We start from the raw sequence: 15,464 nt of genomic DNA on the forward strand, positions 1-15,464 counted from the left end.
CGCTCCCGTACAGGCCCGCGCCGGGGCCCGCAGACGGCGCCGAGCGCCCGGGCCCGCAGACCACGCCGGGCCGCCCTGTGCCCGGGCACGCCCCGCCCCGCCCCGCCCCGCACCCCGTGCCGGGCTGCCCGCCCCGCCCTCGGCGGAAGCCCGCCCCCGCCGCGCCCCGGGGCGACGTGCCCGGCGGGGGGTGGGCGGGGAATCTAGGATCGGCGTGTGGACCTGCGCTTTTCCTCCCGTGCCGCCGCCGTCGTCGTCTGCGCCGTCGTGGTGGCCGCGGCGGGGTGTACGCCGGCGGGCGGGGGCGTGCGGGGGCAGCCCGGGGCCGCGGGGCTGCGGGATCCGTACTTCCCGAAGCTCGGGAACGGCGGGTACGACGTCGGCCACTACGCGCTGACCCTGGACTGGGACCCGGCGAGCGGCCGTCTCACCGGCAGCGCCGAGGTCACCGCGCGGGCGACGCAGGATCTCAGCGCCTTCCATCTGGACCTGCACGGCATGACGGTCGGTTCCGTGACCGTCGACGGCCGGGCCGCCGCAGCGAACCGGGCCGGTGACGAACTGGTCGTCCGCCCGCGCCGCGACATCGCCGAGGGCACCGTCTTCCGGACCGTGGTGCGGTACGCGGGCGTCCCGCGGGCGGTCACGGACGCCGACAGCTCGCGCGAGGGATGGCTGAGGACACCGGGCGGGGCGATCGCCGTCGGGGAGCCCGCCGGCTCCGCCGCCTGGTTCCCCGGCAACCACCACCCGTCGGACAAGGCCACCTACGACATCACGGTCACCGTGCCCGAGGGGCTGCGGGCGGTCTCCAACGGGGTGCGGACCGGCGAGCACACCGCCGGCGGGCGCACGACGTCGGTCTGGCGGTCGGCCGAGCCGATGGCCGCCTATCTGGCGACCCTGGCCGTCGGCGATCTGCGGGTGACCTCGTCCCGTGCCGAGTCCGGGCTGCCGGTGGTGACCGCGGCGGATCCGGCGGTGGAGGCGGGGGCGAGCCGGCTGCTGCGCCGGGTGCCGGAGTTCCTGGCGTGGTGCGCGGAGCGCTTCGGCCCGTACCCGTTCTCCTCGACCGGCGCCGTCGTGGTGCCCGACGACCGGCTCGGCTACGCGCTGGAGACGCAGTCCCGCCCGGTCTTCCCGCTGGGGCAGTTCGACGAGGCGACGCTCGTGCACGAGATGGCGCACCAGTGGTTCGGCAACTCGGTGTCCCCCGAGTCCTGGCGGGACATCTGGCTGAACGAGGGCTTCGCGACCTACGCGGAGTGGCTGTGGCACGAGGACGCCGACGGCGTGTCCGTGGCGGAGAGCTTCCGAGAGGCGTACGCGTCGGACGCCAACTGGGCCTTCCCGCCCGCCGATCCGCCGGGCCCGGCCGATCTGTTCGGGCCGCCGGTGTACGAGCGGGGCGCGATGGTGCTGCACCGGGTGCGCGCGGCCGTGGGCGACGAGACCTTCTTCCGGATCGTGCGGGGGTGGGCGGCGGAGCACCGCCACGGCAACGCGTCCACCGCGCAGTTCACCGCGTACGTGGAGGAGAAGTCCGGGCGGGACCTGGACGCGGTGTGGGACGCCTGGCTGTACGGCGGCACCCGCCCGCCCCTCCCCTGACCCGCCCGCCCGCCGCCGAGCAGCACCCACGGCGCCCGGGTCCGCCCCGCCCCCGCCCCACCCGTCCGCGCAGGCCGACCGCGCACGGCGAAGGCACCGGCCGCCCCCGCCCCCGCCCGCGGCCCGCACACGGCGAAGGCCCCGGCCGGGAGCGGCCGGGGCCCTGCGCGGTGTCGCGGGGGTGGGCGCGACGAGGTGCGGACGGCTCAGATGCTGACGCCGAAGTCGCGGGCGATGCCCTCCAGGCCGGCGGCGTAACCCTGGCCGACCGCGCGGAACTTCCACTCCGCGCCGTTGCGGTAGAGCTCGCCGAAGACCATGGCGGTCTCCACGGCGGCGTCCTCGCTCAGGTCGTAGCGGGCGATCTCGGCGCCGCCGGCCTGGTTGACGATGCGGATGTAGGCGTTGCGCACCTGGCCGAAGTTCTGCGAGCGGGCGACCGCGTCGTAGATGGAGACCGGGAAGACGATCTTGTCGACGTCGGCGGGGAGGCCCGCGAGGTTGACGTTGATCTGCTCGTCGTCGCCGCCGCCCTCACCGGTGCGGTTGTCGCCGGTGTGGACGATGGTCTGGTCCGGCGTCGACTTGTTGTTGAAGAAGACGAAGTGCGCGTCGGACGCGACCTTGCCCGCGGGGTTGACCCCGATCGCGGAGGCGTCCAGGTCGAAGTCGGTGCCGGTGGTGGTGCGGACGTCCCAGCCGAGGCCGACGGTGACCGCGGTCAGGCCGGGCGCCTCCTTGGTGAGCGAGACGTTTCCGCCCTTGGACAGGCTTACTGCCATTGGGAAGTCCCCTTCGGTTCGTGAGTGCGGGCTTCGCACTGTCTGCGAAGCTACCGTCATCCGTCATAACGCGGGCAGGGCTCCGGCAGGTTCCGCGAACCGGCGGAAAAGCGGATGACGGGCCCCCGTGGGCGCGGGACCATGGGTGTCATGTCCGGGCCCTACATCATCCGCGGTTCGGTCTCCCTGCCGGAGGCCGAGCTCCAGTGGCGTTTCTCGCGGTCCTCGGGACCGGGCGGCCAGCACGTCAACACCAGTGACTCCCAGGTGGAGCTGCGCTTCGACCTGGCGGCGACCGATGCCCTGCCGCCGGTGTGGAAGGAGCGGGCGCTGGAACGGCTCGCGGGCCGGCTGGTGGGCGGGGTGATCGCCGTTCGCGCTTCGGAGCACCGCTCGCAGTGGCGCAACCGCGAGACGGCGGCCGTGCGTCTGGCGTCCCTGCTCGCCGAGGCGACGGCGCCCCCGCCGAGGCCGCGCCGGGCGACCCGGATCCCCCGGGGCATCAACGAGCGGCGGCTGCGCGAGAAGAAGCAGCGCGCGGAGACGAAGCGCGGGCGCTCGGGCCGCGACTGGTCCTGACACAGGGCGCGCCCCCGCGAACCGGGTCCGCCCCCGAAGCTCGCGCCCGCCCTCCGGGCTGGTCCACGGGACCCGCCCCGAAGCCCGGTCCCGACCCACAGGGCGCGCCCCCGCGAGCCGAATCCCTCCGGGAGAGCCCGGCGGCCTCACCCCAGGTGCCGGTACCGCCCCTTGAAGTACGTCAGCGGACCGCCGTCGCCGCCGGCCGACGCCGTCAGGACCCGGCCCACCACCAGCGTGTGGTCGCCCGCCTCGACGCGCTGCTCGGTGCGGCACTCCAGCGTCGCGAGCGCGTCCCCGATGAGCGGTGCGCCGCACACCCCGCCGCGTTCGTACGCCAGGTCCTCGAAGAGGAGCCGGTCGCTGACCCGTCCCTTCATCGCGAACCGTCCGGCGATCTGCCGCTGGTTTTCGGCCAGCACGGAGACGCCCCACAGCGGCTGCTCCGCCAGCAGGTCGTCCATCCGGGACCCGTTGCGCAGGCTCACCAGGACCAGCGGCGGGTCGAGGGAGACCGACATGAACGCCGTCGCCGTCATGCCCACGTCCTCGCCGCGCGGTCCGTGGTCGGCGTCGCGGGCGGTGATCAGCACCACTCCGGCTGCCAGTCTCGCCATCGCGGCGCGGAACTCGTCGTTGCTCACCCCCTCAGGATGGGGGACGGCGGGGGCGGTGCTGGTGGCGATCGTCGTAGGGAACACACCCGGCACGCTAGCCGGGGCGCCGCGCGGAGCGCATCGGGCCCTGGGACCAGCCGAGTCCTAGGACTTCCGGCCATCGGGGAGGTACATTTCCGGCACGGTTGCCCGTGGTTCACCCGTACGTTCCCGAAATGCCGTGTGCCGTACGCCGGGTCGTCTCCCCGGAAGGGGTCGGTCGGGGGTGAGGGGAGGCCGCGGAGGCGGCCGGGGGAAGTCCCTGACATGGTTGTGTGTTCAAGAAGATGACGGCGGGAGGCCGTCGCGCTGATCTGATCCTTCATCACCTGTTGTGACTTGAGTCACAGAGCCGACTATTTGTTGACCCTGTGTACCGAGGGGACAGCTCGCTGTGATTCAGTGGCTGGAACACCCGCTACGAGGAAGCCGATCAGAATCCTGGAGTTTGCTGTCGAGGTCTCGGGGAGAGCGAGCGATGGAGACCGAGTCGGAGCCCTACGTCCGTCTTGCGACCTTGCGACAGCTGCACCAGGTGGTCGCGGAGCTGAACACCGCCCGCAGCCTGGCGGACACCCTGCAGACCGTCGCCGACGGCATCGTCACCGGGCTCGGCTACGAGCTGGCGTGTGTGAATCTCGTCCGCCCCGACGGTGACCTGGTCGTCGCCGCGTTCGCCGGGAGCGCCGCCGCCGAGGCCCTGATCACCGGCCGGGTCGGCTCCCGTGCCTCCTGGGACCGCCGGCTGACCATGGGCGAGGGCTGGGGCGACCTGCGGTTCATACCCCACACCGAGGGCTGGGTGCTGATCGAGGACGACGTCCCGCAGTGGCACACCGACGGTCCCGAGCCGCGGTTCGAGGACGAATGGCACCCCCACGACCGCCTCTACGCGCCGATGTACGCCTCGGGCGGCGGGCGCGAACTGCTCGGCGTCATCTCCGTGGACCGGCCGCGCAACGGCCGCCGGCCCGGCCCCTGGGGCCAGGAGGCGCTCCAGATGTACGCCTCGCAGTCCGGCATCGCCATCAGCAACGCCCGGCTGCGCGCCAACATGCAGCGCGCCCTGGTCCGCCTGGAGCGCGAGCAGCAGGCGCTGCGCGCCAGCGAGGAATCATTCCGGCAGGCCTTCGAGTACGCGCCCAGCGGTATGGCCATCGCCGAGATGGGCGGTGACCAGCACGGACGGCTGCTGCGCACCAATGACGCGCTGTGCCGGCTGCTGGGCCGGCCCGCCTCCGCCATGCGGCGCTACTCCTTCGCCGACCTCGTTCACCCCGAGGACGTCGGCACCCTGCTGCGCACCTCCGCGGAGGGCGGCCGGGCGGAGATCAGGCTCGGCCGCAGGGACGGCGCCTACATCTGGGTCTCGCTGCGCAACTCCGTCGTCGCGGACACCGCCGACGGCCCCCGCTTCCTCCTCACCCACGTCGAGGACATCGAGGACCGCAAGCGCCACGAGCTCGCGCTCGCCCACCGCGCCTCGCACGACGCCCTCACCGGGCTGCCCAACAGCGCCGAGCTCCGGGCCCGGCTGAGCGCCCGGCTCTGCGAGCGGCCGAACGCCCCTTACACGTCCGACATCGAGGCCCTCGACGCCGCCTACGACGGCGACGGGTACTCCGGGGACGGCTTCGGCTTCGACGCCCTCGGCGGCCGCCCCTACGACCACCACGTCCACATGGTGGCGCCGGACGGTGACATCGACGACGGCACCAAGGGCATGGCGGTCCTCTTCTGCGACTTGGACGGTTTCAAGTCGATCAACGACCGGTTCGGGCACCAGACCGGTGACGCGGTGCTGGTCGAGGTCGCGCGCCGGCTCACCACCGGCGTGCGGGACGGGGACACCGTCGCCCGGCTCGGCGGCGACGAATTCGTGGTCCTCGCCGACGGCCTGGGCGCCGCGGACGCCGCCGACCTCGCCGTACGCCTGCGGAACGCGATCATCCTCCCGATCCGGGTCGGCGGCCGGGGTGTCCGGGTCGGTGCGAGCTTCGGCATCGGCTGGGCGGAGTGCGGGATGTCCGTCGAGGAGGTCCTCCAGTCCGCCGACCAGCGGATGTACGTGGAGAAGCGGTCCCGTGCCAAGGTCCACCGCCGGGCCGGATGAGGCGCAGGACACCCGATGGGGTGAGTGGAACCGGGTAGGCTCGCCTGGCGTCAGCATTGTGCTGACGAGATGGTGAGGAGTGACTGGATGACGGCCGCGAACAACGGCGCAGGCACGCCCGAGAACGACGACCCGTTCGGCTACCTGTACGAGGACGGTCAGGCGGCGGGTGCCACCCCGCCCGGCCAGGGGCGCGGTTACGGCTACCCCGGTCCGGCCGCGCAGCCCGGTGTGCCGCGCACCTCGTACAACCAGGTCCGCACGGTCGGCGAGCGCCGTCAGTACACCCAGCCGCAGGTCCCGCCGCAGCAGGGCCACGGTCAGCAGGGCGGCTACGGTCAGCAGCAGCAGGGCTACGGCCAGCCGACCGCCGCCTACGCGGCTCCGGAGACCTACCCGGGCGGCCCGCAGACGCGGCAGACGTCCGTGTCCCCGCAGGGCGGCCACGGCCGCGGCGGCGGCCCGAACACCCGGGGTCTGCTGATCGGCGCCATCGCGGTGGTCGCGGTCGTGGTGATAGGCATCGGCGCCGCGCTGATGACGAGCGGTGACGAGAAGGACAAGGCGAACGGCGAGCCCGGCACCGGCGGTTCCCCCACGGCGGCGGAGTCCGTGAAGCCGAGCGAGCAGCCGTCGAAGGACCCCGAGGGCCCGGTCGAGCTGCCCAAGCAGGACGCCGCCACCCTCTCGCTGGGCGGCCCGGCGACCGCGGCGAACACCGTCCCCGGCGCCAAGGGCACCGGCGGCGGCTATGTGATGTTCAACGGTGAGGGCGGCTCGGCGAGCTGGTCCGTGGACGTGCCGGAGGCCGGCGCGTACACGATGTACCTCACCTACAGCGTGCCCGGCAAGGACGCGAAGACCTCGCTCACGATCAACGGGCAGACGCCCCGCGAGCTGAACATGGCGAACTTCGCGAAGGCCGGAGAGGGCGACTGGGAGAAGGGGTGGACCAACACCTACGCCTACGTCAACCTCAACAAGGGCAAGAACGACCTGAAGATCTCCTGCGAGGCGGGCAACCAGTGCGACGCCTACCTGGACCAGGTCTGGCTGGAGGCCGGCCAGAAGGGCTGACGCCCCTTGGGCCCGCGGCGCCTCCCGGTGCCGCGCCCGGCGAACGTGTCACGGAGCCCCTCGCGCGAGCGGGGGGCTCCGCGGCGTTCGGGGGCGGCGCGCTCCCGGGGGCGGGCGCGGGGTCGGGGCGGATCGCGACGAAGGGGGCGCGGGGCGCGACCGGATGCGGGGGCGGTTCCGGCGGGTCAGCCGGTGGCGGATCGTTCCGTCACCGTGACGCGCCCCAGCAGCTCCTCGTAGGCCGCGGTGTCGTACTCGCCCGCGGCCGGTGCGAGGACGGTCGCCGCCGACAGGGCGACCGCGCGCGCCAGGCGCTCCGGCCAGGGCAGGCCCTCCACCAGGCCGGAGAGCAGTCCCGCGACCGCGGAGTCGCCCGCGCCGGTCGGGTTGCCCGCCACCGGGGCCGGCGGCGCGGCCTGCCAGAGGCCGTCGGGGGTGGCGGCGAGCAGGCCGTCGGGGCCCAGTGAGCCGACGACGGCGTGGGCGCCGCGGCGCCGGGCGTCCCGCACCGCGCGCCGCGGCTCGCGGGAGCCGGTGAGACGGGCGAGTTCCTCGGCGTTGGGCTTGACCAGGTCGGGCCGGGCGGCGACGCCCCGGAGGAGCGGCTCCCCGCTGGTGTCCAGCAGCACCGGGACGTCCGCGGCGCGGGCGCGGCGGACGAGGTCGGCGTAGGCGCCGACGTGGACGCCTGGCGGGAGGCTGCCGCAGAGGGCGACCGCGGCGGCGTCCGCCAGCAGGCCCTCGTAGGCGCCGAGGAAGGCGGACCACTCGGCGGCGGTGACGGCCGGACCGGGCTCGTTGAGCTGGGTGGTGTCGCCGCTGGTGCCGTCGACGACCGCGAGGGTGCGGCGGGTGGTGCCGGCGACGGGCACCAGGGCGTCGCGCAGGGGCAGCGGGGCGAGCATCTCGCGCAGCGCGTCGCCGGTGCGGCCGCCGGCGAAGCCGGTGACGACGGTGTCGTGGCCCAGGGCCGCGAGGACCCGTGCCACGTTGAGGCCCTTGCCGCCGGGGCGCTCCTCGACGCCGGCCACCCGGTGGGTGGCGTGCGGGGTGAGGGCCGGGACCCGGTAGGTGATGTCCAGGGCGGCGTTGAGCGTGACCGTCAGGATCACCCGTACACCTCTTTGGGAAGCGTCTGCTGTGCTCGTACGGGTCCTGATCATGCCAAACGGAGGGCGGTCGGCCCAAGAGCCGCCGTCCGGCCCGGGGCCGGCCGCCCTCCGTCGCGTCGCTGTTCCGCGCCGTGCTGTCGCTGCCTCGGGCGCCTGCCCGGGGCGCCTCAGCCGGCCTGCGGGTCGACCACCCAGGCGCCCCGGCGCATCACGCCCTTGAGCCGGAAGTCCTCGTCCAGGACGACGAGGTCGGCGTCCTTGCCCGGCTCCAGGGAGCCGATCCGGTCCCAGGCGCCGAGCAGCTTCGCCGGGTTGGCGGAGATCGCCCGGACGACGTCCTCCACGGGGATCCGGTCGACGGTGACCGCACGGCGGAACGCGGTGTCCTGGGTGAGCGTGGAGCCGGCGATCGAGTCGCCCTCGACCAGCCGGGCCACCCCGTCCCTGACCTCGACGGCCAGCGGCCCGAGCTGGTAGCGGCCGTCGCCGAAGCCCGCCGCGTCCATGGCGTCGGTGATGAACGCGACGCGGCCGGCGCCCGCGGCGTTGAAGGCGAGCTCCAGCGCGGCGGGGTGCAGGTGGACGCCGTCGTTGATCAGCTCGACGGTGACCCGCTCGTCCTCCAGCAGGGCGGCGATCGGCCCGGGCGCGCGGTGGCCGAGGGCGGGCATCGCGTTGAAGAGGTGGGTGGCGACGGTGGCGCCGGCGTCGATCGCCTCGGCGGTCTGCTCGTAGGTGGCGTCCGTGTGGCCGATCGCGGCGATCACGCCGTGCTCGGCCAGCAGCCGCACCGAGTCGATGCCGCCGGGCAGTTCGGTGGCGAGGGTGACCATCTTCGCGGTGCCGCGGGCGGCGTCGAGCAGCTTGCGGACCTCGGCCGGGTCGGGGTCGCGCAGCAGGGACTCGCTGTGGGCGCCCTTGCGGCAGGGCGAGATGAACGGGCCCTCGAAGTGGATGCCGGCGAGGTCGCCCTGCTCGACGAGTTCGGAGAGGAACCCGGCTCGGTGGGCGAGGAAGTCCATCTCGCCGGTGACCGTGGAGGCGACCAGGGTGGTCGTGCCGTGCCGGCGGTGGGTGTCGACGCCCTTGAGCACCTCCTCGGCCGTGCCGGAGGTGAAGGAGGCGCCGCCGCCGCCGTGGTTGTGGATGTCGACGAAGCCGGGGACGAGCCAGTGGCCGGACAGGTCGGTCACGGGGGCGTCGGCGCCCGCTGCGCCGGCGATCCTCGTGCCCTCGACGACGACCCGTCCGTTCTCGACGGTCCCGGTCGGAAGCACCACGCGGGCTCCGGCCAGAACGGTGGCTGTGGCGCGAGCGGCCATCAGTCGGTTACCTCCGTGGCGAGTAGATCCCAGGCGAGCAGCCCTGCGCCCAGGCATCCGGCGGTGTCCCCGAGGGCCGCCGGGACGATCGCGGGCAGTTTCTGGAAGGTGACGCGTTCCTCGACCGCCGCCCGCAGCGGTGTGAACAAGGTTTCCCCCGCTTCGGCGAGCCCGCCACCGATGATCAGGGTCCGGGGGTCCAGCAGGGTGAGCGCGGTGACCAGGCCGTCGGCGAGGGCGTCGACCGCCTCCTGCCAGACGGCGACCGCCCGTTCGTCGCCCGACGCGACGGCCTTCGCGCAGTCGGCGGCGTCGGCCGCCGGGTCGCCGGACGCGGCGGCCCAGGCGCGGGTGACGGCGGCGGCGGAGGCCAGGGTCTCCAGACAGCCGCGGCGGCCGCAGCCGCACTCGGGGCCGTCGGGGCGCACGGTGATGTGCCCGATCTCGCCCGCGCTGCCGTGCGCCCCGGCCTCGATGGCGCCGTCGATCCCGATGGCGCCCGCGATGCCGGTGCCGAGGGGGACGAAGAAGAAGCGGTCGGCGCCCCGGCCGGCCCCGATGCGGCCTTCGGCGAGACCGCCGGTGCGGACGTCGTGGCCGAGCGCGACGGGGATGGCGCCGAGCCGGTCGCTCAGCAGCTTCCGCAGCGGTACGTCGCGCCAGCCGAGGTTCGCGGCGTAGACGGCGACGCCCGCCTCGGCGTCGACGATGCCCGGCACGGCCACGCCGGCGGCCTCCGCGGGCTGCCCGAGGTGGGTGACGCCGTGCGCGCGGAGGTCCTCGGCGAAACCGAGGATCGACTCCACGACGGCGTCGGCGCCGCGCTCCCGCCCGGTCGCCCGCCGCGCCTCGTGCAGCAGGGTCCCGTCCGCGCCGACGAGGGCGGCCTTCATACCGGTGCCGCCCACATCGAGGGCGATGACATGTCTCACGGGGACAGTGTTCCCCCTGGACGGGGAATAGGTCTAGTCCACTTACCGAGATTGTTACCAGTGCATACAAACGGGGGAACCGAGCGCCCCTCGTGCGCCGGGGCGCACGTTGCCGAAGCGAGACCGACAGTGGTGTAGACCTCATGGGGCCGCATGGGAGAATCTACGTTCGTTCCGCAGGGCGTCACGGGGGATGACTCGTACCGAACGGGGCATGTCACGCAACCAACGGCAGAGGGTGGGGAGAACCGTGAAGCGGCCCTTCATAGGTCTGACCGCGGCGGCCGCCGCACTTGGCATGACGGTCTCGCTGGCCGGCTGCGGCGGTGACAGCGGATCGGACGCCGTCACCCTCCGGCTGGTCGCCGCCGACTACGACGTCGCGGGCGGCGAGAGCAGCAAGAAGTACTGGGCGGACCTCACCGCGGCGTTCGAGGCCGAGCACCCCGGCATCGAGGTCGACGTCCGCATCGAGTCCTGGAACGACGTCGACCGCACGGTCGCCGAGATGGTCGAGGCCGGGGACGCCCCCGACATCGCGCAGATCGGCGCCTACGCCGACTACGCGGCGGACGACCTGCTCTACTCCGCGGACGAACTGCTCTCCATCCCCGTCCAGTCTAACTTCCTCGTCCCGCTGACCGACGCCGGCGAGCAGCAGCGCACCCAGTACGGGCTGCCGTTCGCCGCCTCCACGCGGCTGCTCTTCTACAACAAGGAACTGTTCGCGGAGGCGGGCATCGACGAGGCCCCGCAGACCTGGACCGAACTCGCCGCGGACGCCCGCAGGCTCAAGTCCCGCACCGACGCGGAGTACCCCTTCGCGCTGCCGCTCGGCCCGGAGGAGGCCCAGGCGGAGACGATGATGTGGCTGCTCAGCGGGGGCGCGGGCTACACCGACGCGGTCGACACCTACCAGATCGACTCCAAGGCCAACATCGCCACCTTCGAGTGGCTCCGGGACAACCTGGTCGAGCCCGGGCTGACCGGTCCGGTCGCCCCCGCCGAGCTCAACCGCAAGGACGCGTTCGCGGCGTTCACCCGGGGCGAGGTCGGCATGCTCAACGGCCACCCCTCGCTGATGCAGGCCGCGCGGAACAAGGGCGTCGAGGTCGGAGCCGTCGCCCTGCCGGGGCGGGACGGCCAGGCCAAGGCGTCCATGGGCGTCGCCGACTGGATCATGGGCTTCAAGGAGAACGGGCACCGCGAGGAGATCGGCGAGTTCCTGGACTTCGTCTTCAGCGACGAGAACGTCCTCGCCTTCGCGGGCCAGAACGACCTGCTGCCGGTGACGGTGTCCGCCTCCGAGGCGATGGAGCAGGACCCGGAGCACCGGGACCTGCGGGAGTTCCTCGCGGAGCTGCCGGAGTCGGTCCTGCCGCCGGTCGGCAAGACGTCGTGGGCGGCGGTCAGCGAGAGCGTGAAGAAGAAGGTCGGCACCGCGGTCGCGCCCGGCGGGAGCCCGGCGGCGACGCTCGGGGCGATCCAGCGGGACGCGTCGGCCGCGGAGGCGGCGGAGTAGGCCGGGGCGTGCCGCGGTGCAGGCCGGGGCGTGCCCCGGAGTAGGCCGCGGAGGCGGCGGAGCAGGCCGGGGCGTGCCGCGGTGGGCCCCGGGTGGCGGCTTCCGGCCGGTTCGGCGGCCTCGGCGCGGGCCGGGCGGGGCCGTTCCGTGCCGGGTGTCGGGGGGCGGGGCTAGGTTGGTGGGATGACCGAGGAGTCCGGCGGCGGCGCGGGGAACGGGGCGCTCAGTGAGCGGGAGAGCGCTGTTCTCGCCATGGAGCAGCGCTCGTGGCCGGGGCCCGGGGCCAAGGAGCGGGCGATCAGGGAGCAGCTCGGGATGTCGCCCGTGCGCTACTACCAGCTGCTCAACGCCCTGCTCGACGACCGGCGGGCCCTCGCCCACGACCCGGTGACCGTCAACCGGCTTCGCCGTGTGAGGGACGCGAGGAGAAGTCGCCGATAGGGTCGGTGACATGGGCAGCTCCCCGTACGCACACACCATGCCGACGCCGTCCACTCCCGAGGGCCGTGACGGCCTGGCGGCGATCCTCGACCGGCCGGCCGGCACCGTCGTCGCCCTCGACTTCGACGGCACCCTCGCCGACATCGTCCCCGACCCCGAACAGGCCCGCGCCCACGAGCGCGCCGTCCCCGCGCTGGCCGCGCTCGCGCCCCGGGTGGGCTCGGTCGTCGTCATCACCGGCCGGCCCGCCGGGGTCGCCGTGCGCTACGGCGGCTTCGCCGGGGTCGAGGGCCTCGACGGCCTGGTGGTCCTCGGCCACTACGGCGCCGAACGCTGGGACGCGGCCACCGGCACCGTGACCGCGCCCGCGCCGCACCCCGGGGTCGCCGCCGTCCGCGCGGAACTGCCCGGGTTCCTGGACGCGATCGGGGCGTGGCAGGGCACCTGGATCGAGGAGAAGGGCCGCGCGGTCGCGGTCCACACCCGCCGCGCGGAGGACCCGCAGGCGGCGTTCGACGCGCTGCGGGAGCCGCTGGCGTCGCTGGCGTCCCGCCACGGGCTGGTCCTGGAGCCGGGCCGCATGGTCCTCGAACTGCGGCCCCCGGGCATGGACAAGGGCGTGGCGCTCGCCGAGTACGTGCGAGAGGTGGGGGCGACGTCCGTCCTCTACGCCGGGGACGACCTCGGCGACCTCGCGGCGTACACGGCGGTCGACAAGCTGCGCTCGGACGGGACGCCGGGGGTGCTGGTGTGCAGCGGCGACGAGGTGCCGGAGCTGGGGGAGCGGGCGGACGTGGTGGTGGCGGGACCGGGGGCGGTCGCCGACCTCTTGTCGGCCCTCGCCGAACGCCTCCCCTAGCGGGGTCTCCCGCCTCGGGGGCGCTGCCCCCGAGCCCCCGCGCCTCAATCTCCCCCTACGGCCTGGCGGCCGTGGGAGGTGCCCCCATGCGGGGCTGGGATGGTGTGGCCGCCCCTGTACCGCCGGCGGGTCTGACTTGAGCCTGCGCTGCCGGGGAGCGCGGCGTCTTTGCGGGGGCGCTGCCCCCGGACCCCCGCGCCTCAAGCGCCGGCGGGGCTGACAATGTCAGCCCCGCCGGCGCTTGAGGCGACCGCGCGGAGCGCGGTGCGGGATCACGGGCGGACGCCCGGGACGGGACGGCGGGTGACACGCACCGGCCCGAAGGCCGGACGGCGCCGGCACTCGACGGACCCCGGCTGCCCGGGTAACGCTCCCGGTGCGGGACCGGTCACCTTGGGCAGCCCCCCGTGCGAGACGCCTCACCCCACCGCAAGCGCCCCGGCGCGGGACCCCGGTCACTCCGAGCGAGCGCGCCCCCGGCGCGCCCCCCTCACAGCGCGCGCAGCGCCTCCAGCTGGTCCAGGAACCAGCGGCGGGGTGGGAGGGCGGTGGCGGCGGCGGCGAGGTGTTCGGTGCGGTCGGCGCGGTCGGCGGGGGGCATGGTCAGGGCGCGATGGAGGGCGTCCGCCGTGGCCGTGACGTCGTACGGGTTGACGGTGATCGCGAACTCGCCCAGCTCCTCGTGGGCGCCCGCCTCGCGGGAGAGGACGAGGGCGCAGCCGGCGTCGGAGACGACGGGGACCTCCTTGGCGACCAGGTTCATGCCGTCGCGGATCGGGTTGACCAGGGCGACGTCGGCCATCCGGTACGCAGCGAGGGACCGGGCGAAGTCGTCCTTGACGTGCACCAGGACGGGCTGCCACCCGGGCGTCCCCCAGGTGTCGTTGATCTCCGCCGCCAGGCGGGACACCTCGGCGGTGTAGTCGCGGTAGACGGCGAGGTCCTGCCGGGACGGGTAGGCGAGGGCGATGTGCACGACGCGCTCGCGCCACTCGGGGCGGCTTTCGAGCAGCTCCCGGTAGGCGAGCAGCCCGCGCACGATGTTCTTGGACAGCTCGGTGCGGTCGACGCGGACGACGGTGCGGCGGTCGGGGCCGACGGCTTCGCGCAGTTCGGCGAGGCGCTCGTCGACGTCGGGGCGGTGGGCGCGTTCGCGCAGGAAGTCGGCGTCGGCGCCGAGGCCGTGCACGCCGGTCGCGGTGCGGCCGGTCCCGCCGACGACGTGGTCGCAGCAGGCGGTGAAGGCGTCGGCCCAGCGCCGGGTGAGGAAGCCGAGCCGGTCGGCGCCGAGCATGCCGCGCAGCAGTTCCCCGGCGATGTCGTCGGGCAGCAGGCCGAAGTACTCGGGCGGCGCCCACGGCGTGTGCGAGAAATGGCCGATTCGCAGGTCCGGGCGGAGCTCGCGCAGCATCCCGGGCGTCAGGGCCAGGTGGTAGTCCTGGACGAGGACGGCCGCTTCGGGGGCGGCCGCCTGGGCCAGGGCCTCGGCGAAGGCGCGGTTGTAGGCGCGGTAGGAGTCCCACTGGCGGCGGAACTCCTGGTCGAAGGCCGGTTCCAGCGGGGTCTGGTAGAGCATGTGGTGCACGAACCACAGGACCGAGTTCGCGATGCCGTTGTAGGCGTCGGTGTGGACCTGAGGGTCGATGTCGAGCATCCGGACGCCCGGCTCGCCCACCCCGCGCCGCACGGCCTCGCGGTCGCCGTCGCCGAGGGCGGCGCACACCCACAGGGACTGTTCGCCGGAGCCGATGGCGGAGAGGCCGGAGACGAGGCCGCCGCCCCCGCGGCGTGCTTCGAGTTCCCCGGCCTCGGTCGCCGTGTAGGAGACCGGGCCGCGGTTGGACGCGACGAGGATCTGGGCAAGGTCGGTGACCATGTGGCGAACCTAGCCCGTGCCGGGTCCCCTCAAACGTGCGTGCGGCTGCGCCGCAGGTCAGTGGTCCCGTTTCCGGCCACGGGACGCCGCGACGGCGACCACGCCGGCGGCGGTGAGGCTGAGCGCGACCCCGCCCAGCAGCCAGAGCTGCTCGGCGGTGGACCCGGTCCGCGCGAGCTCGGCGGGGGCGGCGTGGGCGGTCTGCCCGCCCGAGGCGCCCGAGGCGGCCGAGGTGCCTGAAACACCCGATGCGCCCGAAGCGGCCGATGCGCCCGGGGCGGCCTGCGCGTCCGGAGCGGTGAGGGCGGTAAGGGCGGTCCCGGCCGCCGCGTCCTCCGCGCCGGCGGGCGCGGCCACCGGCACCGGCCCCGGGGCGTCCACCGGGACGGGCACGGGCGCGGCGGCGGCCGGGGCGGGGGCGGCCGCGCCGAGGAGGGCGGTCGCGGTCACCGTGAGGGTGCCGAGGAGCCGGGCCGCCCGGGCGGGCGCGCGGCGGGCACGGGAGCGGCGGACGTCAGGGGTGAGGGCGTGCAGCACGGCGTACATACATCGGAAAGGTAGACAAAATGCCCGGCGGTGCCG

14 protein-coding genes are annotated in these 15,464 nt (G+C 74.5%); 7 read left to right on the plus strand and 7 right to left on the minus strand.

Translation table 11 applies throughout. The annotated features are described in order from the left end of the window. Positions 1 to 216 precede the first annotated feature (216 nt). Positions 217 to 1,611, plus strand: coding sequence for a M1 family metallopeptidase (locus JE024_RS19135; RefSeq protein ID WP_205374748.1), 1,395 nt, complete (start codon positions 217 to 219; stop codon positions 1,609 to 1,611). A 206-nt stretch (positions 1,612 to 1,817) separates the two neighbouring features. On the opposite strand, the gene JE024_RS19140 is transcribed toward JE024_RS19135, so the two are convergent. Continuing rightward, positions 1,818 to 2,393: a TerD family protein gene (locus JE024_RS19140; RefSeq protein WP_205374749.1), complete on the minus strand. Its 576-nt coding sequence runs from the start codon at positions 2,391 to 2,393 to the stop codon at positions 1,818 to 1,820. A 141-nt stretch (positions 2,394 to 2,534) separates the two neighbouring features. On the opposite strand from JE024_RS19140, the gene arfB reads away from it, so the two are divergent. Further along, entirely contained in the window at positions 2,535 to 2,972 is a 438-nt protein-coding gene (arfB, locus tag JE024_RS19145) for an alternative ribosome rescue aminoacyl-tRNA hydrolase ArfB (protein WP_147987012.1), read from the plus strand. Between the two features lie 146 nt (positions 2,973 to 3,118). Here the strand turns inward: arfB and JE024_RS19150 are convergent, their stop codons facing one another. Further along, entirely contained in the window at positions 3,119 to 3,673 is a 555-nt protein-coding gene (locus tag JE024_RS19150; protein ID WP_244882969.1) for a flavin reductase family protein, read from the minus strand. A 433-nt stretch (positions 3,674 to 4,106) separates the two neighbouring features. Between JE024_RS19150 and cdgB the strand changes: the two genes are divergently transcribed. Then, complete coding sequence (gene cdgB / locus JE024_RS19155) at positions 4,107 to 5,741, plus strand: diguanylate cyclase CdgB (protein WP_205374750.1); 1,635 nt, start codon at positions 4,107 to 4,109, stop codon at positions 5,739 to 5,741. Between the two features lie 87 nt (positions 5,742 to 5,828). Further along, positions 5,829 to 6,818 carry a carbohydrate-binding protein gene (locus tag JE024_RS19160; protein ID WP_205374751.1) on the plus strand — a complete coding sequence of 330 codons (990 nt, stop codon included), beginning with the start codon at positions 5,829 to 5,831 and terminating at the stop codon, positions 6,816 to 6,818. Between the two features lie 185 nt (positions 6,819 to 7,003). Here JE024_RS19160 and JE024_RS19165 read toward each other — a convergent pair whose 3' ends face one another. The 3 genes from JE024_RS19165 to JE024_RS19175 form a co-directional block, all read right to left on the minus strand. Further along, positions 7,004 to 7,930: a 1-phosphofructokinase family hexose kinase gene (locus JE024_RS19165; protein ID WP_205374752.1), complete on the minus strand. Its 927-nt coding sequence runs from the start codon at positions 7,928 to 7,930 to the stop codon at positions 7,004 to 7,006. A gap of 167 nt (positions 7,931 to 8,097) precedes the next feature. Next, positions 8,098 to 9,252 (minus strand): N-acetylglucosamine-6-phosphate deacetylase, encoded by a 1,155-nt coding sequence (gene nagA, locus JE024_RS19170; protein ID WP_205374753.1) that lies wholly within the window; start codon positions 9,250 to 9,252, stop codon positions 8,098 to 8,100. Further along, positions 9,252 to 10,184 (minus strand): ROK family protein, encoded by a 933-nt coding sequence (locus JE024_RS19175; RefSeq protein WP_205374754.1) that lies wholly within the window; start codon positions 10,182 to 10,184, stop codon positions 9,252 to 9,254. Before JE024_RS19175 ends, nagA begins: the two co-directional genes overlap by 1 nt. 238 nt (positions 10,185 to 10,422) lie before the next feature. Between JE024_RS19175 and JE024_RS19180 the strand changes: the two genes are divergently transcribed. The 3 genes from JE024_RS19180 to otsB all read left to right on the plus strand — a co-directional run bounded on the left by JE024_RS19180 (position 10,423) and on the right by otsB (position 13,006). After that, a complete protein-coding gene (locus tag JE024_RS19180; protein ID WP_205376613.1) occupies positions 10,423 to 11,706 on the plus strand; it encodes an extracellular solute-binding protein in 1,284 nt (427 codons plus the stop codon). 183 nt (positions 11,707 to 11,889) lie between these two features. Then, positions 11,890 to 12,147 carry a DUF3263 domain-containing protein gene (locus tag JE024_RS19185; protein ID WP_205374755.1) on the plus strand — a complete coding sequence of 86 codons (258 nt, stop codon included), beginning with the start codon at positions 11,890 to 11,892 and terminating at the stop codon, positions 12,145 to 12,147. Between the two features lie 10 nt (positions 12,148 to 12,157). Next, positions 12,158 to 13,006, plus strand: coding sequence for a trehalose-phosphatase (otsB, locus tag JE024_RS19190; protein ID WP_205374756.1), 849 nt, complete (start codon positions 12,158 to 12,160; stop codon positions 13,004 to 13,006). Positions 13,007 to 13,496: 490 nt separating this feature from the next. Here the strand turns inward: otsB and JE024_RS19195 are convergent, their stop codons facing one another. Together JE024_RS19195 and JE024_RS19200 are read right to left on the minus strand one after the other, a co-directional pair. Further along, positions 13,497 to 14,882, minus strand: coding sequence for an alpha,alpha-trehalose-phosphate synthase (UDP-forming) (locus JE024_RS19195; protein ID WP_205374757.1), 1,386 nt, complete (start codon positions 14,880 to 14,882; stop codon positions 13,497 to 13,499). Positions 14,883 to 14,939: 57 nt separating this feature from the next. After that, positions 14,940 to 15,428: a hypothetical protein gene (locus tag JE024_RS19200; protein WP_205374758.1), complete on the minus strand. Its 489-nt coding sequence runs from the start codon at positions 15,426 to 15,428 to the stop codon at positions 14,940 to 14,942. Between the last annotated feature and the right edge of the window lie 36 nt (positions 15,429 to 15,464).

The organism is Streptomyces zhihengii (assembly GCF_016919245.1).
Lineage (GTDB): Bacteria > Actinomycetota > Actinomycetes > Streptomycetales > Streptomycetaceae > Streptomyces > Streptomyces zhihengii.

Bases quoted from the DNA above. Each gene is read 5' to 3' on its own strand.
- JE024_RS19140 (WP_205374749.1), bottom strand. From the start codon at position 2,393: ATGGCAGTAAGCCTGTCCAAGGGCGGAAACGTCTCGCTCACCAAGGAG.
- otsB (WP_205374756.1), top strand. From the start codon at position 12,158: ATGGGCAGCTCCCCGTACGCACACACCATGCCGACGCCGTCCACTCCC.
- JE024_RS19185 (WP_205374755.1), top strand. From the start codon at position 11,890: ATGACCGAGGAGTCCGGCGGCGGCGCGGGGAACGGGGCGCTCAGTGAG.
- JE024_RS19160 (WP_205374751.1), top strand. From the start codon at position 5,829: ATGACGGCCGCGAACAACGGCGCAGGCACGCCCGAGAACGACGACCCG.
- arfB (WP_147987012.1), top strand. From the start codon at position 2,535: ATGGGTGTCATGTCCGGGCCCTACATCATCCGCGGTTCGGTCTCCCTG.
- JE024_RS19200 (WP_205374758.1), bottom strand. From the start codon at position 15,428: ATGTACGCCGTGCTGCACGCCCTCACCCCTGACGTCCGCCGCTCCCGT.
- cdgB (WP_205374750.1), top strand. From the start codon at position 4,107: ATGGAGACCGAGTCGGAGCCCTACGTCCGTCTTGCGACCTTGCGACAG.
- nagA (WP_205374753.1), bottom strand. From the start codon at position 9,252: ATGGCCGCTCGCGCCACAGCCACCGTTCTGGCCGGAGCCCGCGTGGTG.
- JE024_RS19195 (WP_205374757.1), bottom strand. From the start codon at position 14,882: ATGGTCACCGACCTTGCCCAGATCCTCGTCGCGTCCAACCGCGGCCCG.